At 35.1% G+C, this 10,033-nt stretch carries 10 protein-coding genes; 6 read left to right on the top strand and 4 right to left on the bottom strand.

Going from position 1 to position 10,033, the window contains the following annotated elements:
* Positions 1-809 (top strand): orotidine-5'-phosphate decarboxylase (gene pyrF / locus ACIQ2Z_RS11610; protein WP_396184315.1); only part of this gene is annotated, 809 nt, incomplete at its 5' end.
* A gap of 12 nt (positions 810-821) precedes the next feature.
* Positions 822-1,616 carry an ABC transporter substrate-binding protein gene (locus ACIQ2Z_RS11605; protein ID WP_396184314.1) on the top strand — a complete coding sequence of 265 codons (795 nt, stop codon included), beginning with the start codon at positions 822-824 and terminating at the stop codon, positions 1,614-1,616.
* Between the two features lie 6 nt (positions 1,617-1,622).
* On the opposite strand, the gene ACIQ2Z_RS11600 is transcribed toward ACIQ2Z_RS11605, so the two are convergent.
* Positions 1,623-1,766 (bottom strand): hypothetical protein, encoded by a 144-nt coding sequence (locus tag ACIQ2Z_RS11600; RefSeq protein ID WP_396184313.1) that lies wholly within the window; start codon positions 1,764-1,766, stop codon positions 1,623-1,625.
* A gap of 112 nt (positions 1,767-1,878) precedes the next feature.
* Here ACIQ2Z_RS11600 and ACIQ2Z_RS11595 point away from each other — a divergent pair, with 112 nt between their 5' ends.
* Positions 1,879-2,664, top strand: a complete 786-nt coding sequence (locus ACIQ2Z_RS11595; RefSeq protein ID WP_396184312.1) for an alpha/beta fold hydrolase — start codon at positions 1,879-1,881, stop codon at positions 2,662-2,664.
* 219 nt (positions 2,665-2,883) lie between these two features.
* On the opposite strand, the gene ACIQ2Z_RS11590 is transcribed toward ACIQ2Z_RS11595, so the two are convergent.
* The gene (locus tag ACIQ2Z_RS11590; RefSeq protein ID WP_396184316.1) at positions 2,884-3,552 is read right to left on the bottom strand and encodes a DUF4197 domain-containing protein; all 669 of its coding nucleotides are present in this window, start codon (positions 3,550-3,552) and stop codon (positions 2,884-2,886) included.
* 241 nt (positions 3,553-3,793) lie between these two features.
* Here ACIQ2Z_RS11590 and ACIQ2Z_RS11585 point away from each other — a divergent pair, with 241 nt between their 5' ends.
* The 3 genes from ACIQ2Z_RS11585 to ACIQ2Z_RS11575 all read left to right on the top strand — a co-directional run bounded on the left by ACIQ2Z_RS11585 (position 3,794) and on the right by ACIQ2Z_RS11575 (position 8,825).
* A complete protein-coding gene (locus ACIQ2Z_RS11585) occupies positions 3,794-7,228 on the top strand; it encodes a methylmalonyl-CoA mutase family protein (RefSeq protein ID WP_396184311.1) in 3,435 nt (1,144 codons plus the stop codon).
* Positions 7,229-7,326: 98 nt separating this feature from the next.
* Positions 7,327-7,818, top strand: coding sequence for a hypothetical protein (locus ACIQ2Z_RS11580; RefSeq protein WP_396184310.1), 492 nt, complete (start codon positions 7,327-7,329; stop codon positions 7,816-7,818).
* 2 nt (positions 7,819-7,820) lie between these two features.
* Positions 7,821-8,825, top strand: coding sequence for a metal-dependent hydrolase (locus ACIQ2Z_RS11575; protein WP_396184309.1), 1,005 nt, complete (start codon positions 7,821-7,823; stop codon positions 8,823-8,825).
* Here ACIQ2Z_RS11575 and ACIQ2Z_RS11570 read toward each other — a convergent pair whose 3' ends face one another.
* Positions 8,826-9,236 (bottom strand): nuclear transport factor 2 family protein, encoded by a 411-nt coding sequence (locus tag ACIQ2Z_RS11570; protein ID WP_396184308.1) that lies wholly within the window; start codon positions 9,234-9,236, stop codon positions 8,826-8,828.
* Positions 9,237-9,349: 113 nt separating this feature from the next.
* Positions 9,350-9,967 carry a DUF1543 domain-containing protein gene (locus tag ACIQ2Z_RS11565; RefSeq protein ID WP_396184307.1) on the bottom strand — a complete coding sequence of 206 codons (618 nt, stop codon included), beginning with the start codon at positions 9,965-9,967 and terminating at the stop codon, positions 9,350-9,352.
* Positions 9,968-10,033 lie beyond the last annotated feature (66 nt).

The raw sequence follows: 10,033 nt of genomic DNA, 5'->3' as shown, positions 1-10,033 counted from the left end.
CACAACTCATTGAACAAATTCAACTGAAAAAATCATTTTTATGTATTGGTTTGGATGTTGATTTGACTAAAATCCCACAGCATCTTTTACAGACAGATGATCCGATTTTTGAATTCAACAAGTCCATTATTGATGCGACACATGATTTGTGTGTTTCTTATAAGCCCAATACCGCTTTTTACGAAGCCTATGGTTTGAAAGGTTGGCAATCGTTGCAAAAAACGATTGAATACATCAATTCAAATTATCCTGAAATTTTCACAATAGCCGATGCCAAGCGAGGCGATATTGGCAATACCTCAACCATGTATGCCAAAGCTTTTTTGGAAGATTTAAACTTTGATTCTGTTACCGTTGCTCCTTATATGGGAAAAGATTCTGTAGAACCGTTTTTAGCATTTGAAAATAAACACACCATCGTTTTAGCTTTAACCTCCAACGAAGGGGCTTTTGATTTTCAAACTAAACTTTCGGACGGAAAGGAATTGTACAAATACGTACTGGAAACCTCGAAGACATGGAAAAACAGTCAGAATTTGATGTATGTAGTTGGTGCGACAAAAGCGGAGTACTTAACAGAAATAAGAAAAATTGTTCCCGATAGCTTTTTGTTAGTACCAGGTGTTGGAGCGCAAGGCGGCAGTTTGAAAGAAGTCTGTAAGTACGGCATGAATTCCAATGTAGGATTGTTAATCAATTCTTCCCGTGGAATTATTTATGCTTCCAATGGTTTGGATTTTGCAGAAAAAGCAAGAGATGAATCGTTGAAATTGCAAAATGAGATGGAAGGGATTTTGAAAAAGTTCTAGCTCATTCATTCAATGAAAACCTTCAGTGACCAACTCGGAACACTTCATCGATTTGAAAATACTCCCAAGAGAATTGTTTCGTTGGTTCCTTCGCAAACAGAATTATTATATGATTTAGGGTTAGAAGATGCAATTGTGGGTATTACAAAATTTTGTGTGCATCCAGTTCATTTTAAAGCAACAAAACAAATTATTGGCGGAACTAAACAAGTGAAGTTTGATAAAATTCGGGCACTTCACCCCGATATTATCATTGCCAATAAAGAAGAGAATACACTTGAAATGGTTGAAGAATTGAGTGCTATTTGTCCGGTTTGGGTGACCAACGTCATTACTCTTGAAGATAATTTCCAGATGATAGCCGATTTTGGGCAACTTTTTAATAAACGTACCGAAGCTCAGAAGTGGATGGATAAAATCAATTTTACTTTCCAAGATTTTCAAAACTTTATAAAAGACAAACCGGTGAAAAAAGTAGCCTACTTTATTTGGGCAAATCCTTATATGGTGGCAGGAAAAGAGACGTTTATTAATGAATTACTAAAACTAAATCATTATAAAAATATTTATGAACAAAAAGGACGATATCCGGAAATCGAATTGAAAAAGATACGAATGGAAGGCGACCCTGATTTAGTGTTTTTATCATCAGAACCTTTTCCGTTTAAAGACGAACATGCTTTTGAAATTGGACGTTTTACACAACAAGCCAAAACCATTTTCGTAGACGGTGAATATTTTTCATGGCATGGAAGCCGACTTGGAAAAGCGTTCGAATACTTTAAAAAATTACATCAAAAATTATAGTTCAACTTATTCTAAAACTAAAGTTTCTTGAAGAATATTATTTGTTTTTATTATTCTTTTAGATTCTTTTGTTTGTTTCTTTTCAACAAAAGTTTTGAACTCTGCTTTCAGATATTTTATTTCTTTATTTTCTTTAAAAACGCCTTTCATTGGGGTGAAATTTTTTGCAAGTATGCAATTTCAAAACTGTACTATTTCAATGAATTTTGTTAAGATTGGAAATGTCAATTAAAATGTTACTTTTGTCTAAAAGATATAAAAATTGATATCGTATAGCATTTATAAAAACGATTCGAGTACGGAATGGGTAACTTTTGTTCATGGAGCAGGAGGAAGCTCCTCTATTTGGTTTAAACAGATTCGCGAATTTCAAAAATATTTCAATGTTTTACTCTTAGATTTACGCGGTCATGGTGAATCTAAACCAAGTTTAAAAGATGGTTTTCAAAAAAAATATACTTTTAAATCAATTGCTCATGATGTGATCGAAGTGATTGACCATTTGAAAATTGAAGCTTCTCATTTTGTTGGAATTTCGTTAGGTACAATTGTAATAAGACAATTGGCAGAAATGCATCCTTCAAGGGTGAAATCGATGATTATGGGTGGAGCAATTTTAAAAATGAATTTTCGTTCTCAAATTTTGATGCGATTGGGAAATATGTTCAAATATGTTTTACCTTATTTGGTATTATATAAATTTTTTGCTTTTATGATTATGCCTAAAAAAAATCACAAACAATCACGTTTACTTTTTATCAATGAAGCCAAAAAATTATACCAGAAAGAATTTATCAAATGGTTTAAATTAACGGCTGAAATAAACCCGGTTTTAAAGTGGTTTCGTCAGGTAGAAATCAATATTCCAACCCTTTATGTAATGGGAGAAGAAGATTATATGTTTTTACCCTCTGTTCGACAAGTTGTTGAAAAACACTACAAATCTTCAAATTTATTTGTGATTGAAAATTGTGGTCATGTAGTCAATGTGGAACAACCCAACCAATTTAACAAAGCAGTCATCTCGTTTTTAAAATCAAAAGCATAAAAAAAAGTCAGTGGTCTCAAACACTGACTTTAATCTAAAAATAACTAACCTAACCAAACAAACTTTTTTATAGATGCAAATATCAGAAGAATTGTTAGCTTATAGTGTTAAGCCTTTGTTATATATATGTTATTGATTATTAAATTTTTAAGACTGATTTAATGGATAGTCTTTTTTCTATTTTCCATCTTGTAATGCAAAAACCTTTCTTAAAATATCTTAACTTCTGGAATTCAAATTAGTACGTATTTGTTTTTCTTCTACAGCTATCATTTTTAAAACACCATCCATCGCTTTATTGGTTGTATAATCTGTTAAATCGGAATTGATTTTTGTAATCAATGGAATAGAATTGTTTTTGGTTATAATATTGGTCCACACTTTATATGCACCCACTTTTGCAAATGAGTTTTTGATGATCGGATTAAATTTTGAATACAAAGCTGTTGAAGTTATTCGCTGCAAGTAACTCGTGGCAGCACTGTCATCTCCCAACAATATATTTTTTGCGTCGGTAAAAGTCATCTGTTTTACCGCATCAACAAAAATCGGAGTACCTTCTTTGACAGCATCTTCCGCTGCTCTGTTTACTACTTTCAAACCTTCATCTGCCAAATTTGACAACCCTAATGCTCGCAATTTTGCGTCTACTTTTTTTAATTCTTCAGGAAGGAGAATTTTTACTGCTTCATTTTTATAGAAACCATCCGTTTGCGTCAATTTAGTAACTTGTTTGTCGATTCCTTGATTCAATGCTTCTTTTAGGCCCTTGGCAATATCGGCATTACTCAAAATTGAACCTATTTGTGGCAGTTGGTCAACAATTTGTTGCATTTCTGCACAACCTAAAAAGGTACAAGCGGTAATTAGGAGTAACGATTTTTTGATGGTATATACTATTCAGATTTAAAAGTAGGCAAATAGCATGCCTTATTGATTCTTGGAGGTTAAAAGTTTCAAGTTTCAGGTTTCAAGTTTGAAGTCATCCTTTTTCATAACAAATTTTCAAAATTCCTCCAATTTTCAAAATCTGTGTTCAAAATATCAACCTGAATCTTGAAACAAAAAAAACATATTATTTTTTATTAATTCCGTAAATTGCACCCTCAAAAACATCATTTTTTTAGCAATGGAACAAGCAACACCTTATATTCCTAAAAATAAAGTAAGAATCGTAACTGCAGCCTCACTTTTTGACGGTCATGATGCCGCTATTAATATCATGCGTCGAATTATTCAGGCAACCGGAGTTGAGGTCATTCATTTGGGTCATGATCGAAGTGTAGAAGAAGTTGTGAACACCGCCATTCAAGAAGATGCTAATGCAATTGCGATGACTTCCTACCAAGGGGGACACAACGAATATTTCAAATATATGTATGATTTGCTGCAAGAAAAAGGAGCAGAACATATCAAAATATTTGGTGGTGGCGGTGGAGTGATACTTCCCGAAGAAATCAAGGAACTGCACGAGTATGGAATCACTCGAATTTATTCGCCGGATGACGGTCGTGCCATGGGATTGCAGGGAATGATTAATGATTTGGTTCAAAAAGCCGACTTTCCGGTTGGTGATGTTTTGAACGGAGAAGCTAAACATTTGGAAGATAAAAATCCACGTTCGATTGCCCGAGTGATTTCGGCAGCAGAAAATTTTCCGGATATTGCCAAAGAAACATTGGATGCCATTCACAAAAAGAATGAAACATCAAAAATTCCGGTTTTGGGAATTACCGGAACCGGTGGAGCCGGAAAGTCATCGTTAGTTGACGAATTGGTTCGTCGATTCTTAATTGATTTTCCTGAAAAAACAATTGGTTTAATCTCGGTTGATCCATCCAAAAGAAAGACCGGCGGTGCTTTGTTAGGAGATAGAATACGAATGAACGCAATTAATAACTCCAGAGTTTACATGCGTTCATTGGCTACGCGTCAATCGAATTTAGCTTTATCAAAATATGTAGCCGAAGCGATTCAAGTGTTGAAAGCTGCAAAATATGACATCATTATTTTGGAAACTTCCGGCATTGGTCAAAGTGACACGGAAATCATCGAGCATTCTGATGTTTCGTTGTATGTGATGACACCTGAATTTGGTGCCGCCACACAATTGGAAAAAATCGATATGCTTGATTTTGCCGATTTAGTCGCCATCAACAAATTCGACAAAAGAGGTTCGCTCGATGCACTTCGCGATGTGAAAAAACAATACCAACGAAACCATAATCTTTGGGATGCCGATTTAGATTCGCTTCCGGTTTTCGGGACGATTGCTTCGCAGTTCAATGATCCGGGAATGAACACACTGTACAAAAAAGTGATGGACAAAATCGTCGAAAAAACAGAAGTGGATTTACAGTCTACGTTCGAAATCACACGCGAAATGAGCGAAAAGATATTCGTCATTCCGCCGCATCGAACACGATATTTATCTGAAATTGCAGAGAATAATCGCAAATACGACGAGACAGTTTTAACCCAAGTAGAGGTAGCTCAGAAATTATACGGCATTTACAAAACCATTGAATCAGTTGGACATATTCCGGCACTAGGTTTAACTAAATTTGGTCTGAATGAAGAAGCTCTTCAGCAAGCTCAGTCTGAAAATAACAGAGAGTTTTTATCTTTACTAACCAAAGAATTCGACCGTGTTAAAATGAATTTGGACCCATTCAACTGGGAAATCATTTTAACGTGGGACGAAAAAGTAAACAAATACAAAAATCCGGTTTACAGTTTTAAAGTTCGTGATAAAATAATCAATATTGATACACATACCGAATCACTATCGCATTCACAAATTCCGAAAGTAGCGTTACCCAAATACCAAGCTTGGGGCGATATTTTAAAATGGAATTTACAAGAGAACGTACCCGGAGAATTTCCTTTTGCATCCGGATTGTATCCGTTTAAAAGAGAAGGAGAAGATCCATCAAGAATGTTTGCCGGAGAAGGCGGGCCGGAGCGAACCAACAAACGTTTTCACTACGTGAGTGCAGGTTTACCCGCAAAACGTTTATCAACAGCGTTTGATTCGGTAACTTTATACGGAAATGACCCTGATTTACGTCCGGATATTTACGGAAAAATTGGTAATGCAGGTGTTTCTATTTGCTGTTTAGACGACGCAAAAAAATTATATTCCGGTTTTGATTTGAGTCACCCGATGACGTCTGTGAGTATGACTATCAATGGTCCGGCTCCAATGCTTTTAGGCTTTTTTATGAATGCGGCGATTGACCAAAATTGTGAAAAATACATCATTGAGAATAACTTACAGGTGGTGGTTGAAGAAAAAATCAACGAAATTTACAAGAAAAAAGGGTTTGCAAAACCCACTTATAACGGTGAACTTCCCCACGGAAATAATGGTTTAGGTTTGATGTTGTTAGGAGTTACGGGAGACCAAGTGCTTCCTTTGGAAATCTATAACGATATTAAAATCAAAACAATGGCTCAGGTTCGGGGAACCGTTCAAGCCGATATTTTAAAAGAAGATCAAGCACAAAATACGTGCATTTTCTCAACAGAATTTGCACTTCGATTGATGGGAGATGTGCAGGAATATTTCATTCAAAAGAACGTTCGAAATTTCTACTCGGTTTCTATTTCAGGTTATCATATTGCGGAAGCAGGGGCCAATCCAATCACTCAATTAGCATTTACTTTGGCCAATGGTTTCACTTACGTGGAATATTATTTGAGTCGCGGTATGAACATCAACGATTTCGGGCCCAATTTATCCTTCTTTTTCTCTAACGGAATCGATCCGGAATATGCTGTGATTGGTCGCGTGGCAAGAAAAATTTGGGCAAAAGCCTTAAAAAATAAATACGGAGCCAACGAAAGAGCCCAGATGTTGAAATACCATATCCAAACATCCGGACGCTCGTTGCATGCTCAGGAAATTGATTTCAATGACATCCGAACCACGTTGCAAGCCTTGTATGCCATTTACGATAACTGTAACTCGTTGCACACCAATGCGTATGACGAAGCCATCACCACACCAACCGAAGAATCCGTTCGTCGTGCGATGGCAATCCAATTGATTATTAATAAAGAATTAGGTTTAGCTAAAAACGAAAACCCAATCCAAGGTTCGTTCATCATCGAAGAATTAACCGATTTAGTGGAAGACGCGGTCTTGCAAGAATTCGATCGAATTACCGAACGCGGTGGGGTTTTAGGAGCGATGGAAACCATGTACCAACGTTCTAAAATTCAGGAAGAATCGTTGTATTACGAGACATTGAAACACACGGGAGAATTTCCAATTATTGGGGTTAATACATTCTTAAGCTCCAAAGGTTCGCCAACAGTTGTGCCAAGAGAAGTGATTCGTGCCACCGAGGAAGAAAAACAATTCCAAATCAATACGTTGCAAACGCTGCATCAATTACACGAGCAAAAAGTAGCAGAATTGCTGAATGAATTACAAGAGGCTGCTATTAAAAACAAAAATCTTTTTGAACGTTTGATGGAAGTTACAAAATATTGTTCGTTGGGACAAATTACAGCTGCATTGTTTGAAGTAGGAGGACAATACAGAAGGAATATGTAATTTATTATATAAAGTTTAAGATGTTCAAGACCTTTCAGAAATGGAAGGTTTTTTCTTTTTATTAAATTCGGCTTTGTATTTTTACAAAAAAATCACTTATGAAAAAGTTTCTTCTCGTATTAGTTTCAGTAATACTTTTCACAGCATGTGAATCCTCAGATAGTGATTCGCTGGATTTTGATTCAAACATTATTGCAGACGGTGTTGAATTTATTCCAACCAATGCAACCGTTTCTAATGCAACTGCAAGTATGCCTGGAGATGGAGCAATGGATTTTAGTTTAACAAAAGGTACAGCAGGAACGTCAAGTTATCAAGCTATAAACTTTAAAGTTAATTTTCCTCTAACTTCAAGTAGTGCACCTAATGGCTCATATGAATTTGGAATTGGTGTAATAGGGGAAGTGTTATTTGCCCAAGGATCGTATGTAAAAGGAGCTACAGCCTATAGTTTGGCAGGATCTACGGTTCAAGAAACCGTTTTGTCAAACACAGAATATCGATTGGATTTTCAAAATATTCAGGCAGTAATTCCTTTGAATGGTGATATGGTAATTATTTCAGGATATTATGAAGGAGAAATGAATTAATTATGGATTCTTTATCTCAAATTGTATTAGGAGCAGCTGTTGGCAATGAAGTGCTTGGCAAAAAGATTGGTAACAAAGCCATTCTTTACGGAGCAATCATAGGTACCATACCCGATTTGGATGTACTTTACGGAAAGTTTTTAGATCCATTAACCGCTACTGATATTCATCGTGGATTTAGTCATTCCACTTTATTTTTTCTTTTTCTTTCACCAATTTTAGGTTGGATTTTACAGAAAGTAGCACATAAAAAAGGAGTAAATTTTAAAGAAGCTACGTTGTTTTCCTTTTTAATTTTGCAAACGCATTCCTTACTCGATTTATTCACAACTTGGGGAACGCAATTGCTTTGGCCATTGGAAACAAGGTTTTCACTGCAGTCCATTTTTGTGATTGATCCTTTGTATACATTACCTTTCTTGCTGTTTCTAATTCTTTCGATGAAGAAAAGCAGACTAGACCAAAAGAGAAGATTTTGGAACAGAACCGGATTGATCGTAAGTACTTCATATTTGTTTTTCACGTTACTTGTCCAATCAATTGTCTTGCAAAAATTTGAAAAACAATTGGATCTAAACAAAATTAGTTACCAAGAAATTGTTGTAAAACCATCGCCTTTCAACATAATTTTGTGGACCACTAACGTAAAAGTGGAAAACGGCTATTACATTGGTGATTATTCTTTTTTTGATACAAAACCGATTCAATTCCAATTCATTCCCACCCAAAACGAATTGATAAGTAACATTGAAGATGCCGCCGTTATTGAACAATTAAAACGAATTTCAGAAGGTTGGTATTGCATCACACAAAAAGAAAATCAACTGTTTTTTAATGATTTGCGGTTTGGAGTGATGAATACGGATAAAAATGACATGCATTTTTCCTTTAGTTATCAAATTACTAAAGAAAATGGTGAAATCAAAGCAACAGAATTGCCGAATAAAAATAGGGCACAAGCCAAAAAATTGTTGGGAAAATTATGGGTAAGGTTACAAGGAAATTGATTACTGCATAAACCTCACCTCACTAATCTTCCCATCCGTAATCGTATATATTGCAATCGCAAAAATTACAGGTTGCGATTTTACAAAAACAACTTCTTCGTGGTCAATCACTTTATTATTCAACACAATTCGGTTAACTAATTTACAATTCAAATCCGTCAATTGGTTGAACATGGAAGTATATTGTTTACGCATTTTAGCTTTACCTTCATACAACAGTTGATCAGGGAATGCATAGATTTTTACATTTTCGCTGTAGGGTTTCAAAAACGCTTCAATATCTCGTTTGTTGTAGGCGTCCAATTGTTCTTGGGCTAAGTCTGCGGCTTCTTTTTCAATTGTCGTTTTATCTTGGGCAATACTGAATGAAATATTGAAAATTGTCAAGGCTATTAAAAGTAAATTTTTCATATTTATGATTTAATTAGTTAGTGGTTTCATTTTCATTATTATTAAACTTCCGAACAATCGCCTTCAACTTTTCCTTTCTCGCCAATTCTTTCTCTTTCTTTTTTGCTTGTTCCTTATGCAATTTGTCGTTGTGGATTTTGATGTTTTTCGGATTGTTTCTTCCCATCTTTCAGCAATTTATCAATTTTTAAATAACCAATTTCCAGGACATCTTCTTGATTGGATTCGGATTTAGAAACGTTCAATTGGAATTTTTCTTTAAATTGTGGTGATAAAATATCTTCAATTTCATGAATATCATCTACATCTACACCGTATTTGTCATCAATATGAGAAGTAGCTCCCTTAAAACCGCAATGTTTGTAAAAAGTTGTTTGTTTGGATTTTTTAATGGCTTCGGCTTTGTTTTTCGCAACAGTTAATACCTTGTAATGATATTCTTCAAACTCATTTTCTTTATAACCACCAAGGTTAATGAAAAATAATTTTTTCGGATTGGATAAATTTTCTTCGTGCGAAACCACTTCAATTTTGAAACTGTCTACAAAAGATACTTTACGCCAAGCATCAATATGAATTCTTCCTTTTGCTTCCGGCCAAAAGGCTTTCATATCGGGAATTAATGCCTTTAAACTTTCGCCAATACCAAAAAATATATCATGTTGTTCAGTCAATCTTCCCGGTGGAGTAGCTCCCAGCATGACCATAAAAAGCGATTCATTTTCTTTCATCTTTCAAATGTAAGAAAATAAATTAGGGCAAATGGTTCAAAAAAGATAACTTTGGCATGAGTATTG

The organism is Flavobacterium sp. (assembly GCF_044361015.1).
GTDB lineage: Bacteria > Bacteroidota > Bacteroidia > Flavobacteriales > Flavobacteriaceae > Flavobacterium.
The sequence above is the reverse complement of the archived record's forward strand: the minus strand, read 5'-3'. Positions and strand labels throughout refer to the sequence as shown.

Coding starts and splice junctions, on each gene's coding strand:
- ACIQ2Z_RS11605 (WP_396184314.1), top strand. CDS start 822: ATGAAAACCTTCAGTGACCAACTCGGAACACTTCATCGATTTGAAAAT.
- ACIQ2Z_RS11600 (WP_396184313.1), bottom strand. CDS start 1,766: ATGAAAGGCGTTTTTAAAGAAAATAAAGAAATAAAATATCTGAAAGCA.
- ACIQ2Z_RS11585 (WP_396184311.1), top strand. CDS start 3,794: ATGGAACAAGCAACACCTTATATTCCTAAAAATAAAGTAAGAATCGTA.
- ACIQ2Z_RS11580 (WP_396184310.1), top strand. CDS start 7,327: ATGAAAAAGTTTCTTCTCGTATTAGTTTCAGTAATACTTTTCACAGCA.
- ACIQ2Z_RS11575 (WP_396184309.1), top strand. CDS start 7,821: ATGGATTCTTTATCTCAAATTGTATTAGGAGCAGCTGTTGGCAATGAA.
- ACIQ2Z_RS11570 (WP_396184308.1), bottom strand. CDS start 9,236: ATGAAAAATTTACTTTTAATAGCCTTGACAATTTTCAATATTTCATTC.
- ACIQ2Z_RS11565 (WP_396184307.1), bottom strand. CDS start 9,967: ATGAAAGAAAATGAATCGCTTTTTATGGTCATGCTGGGAGCTACTCCA.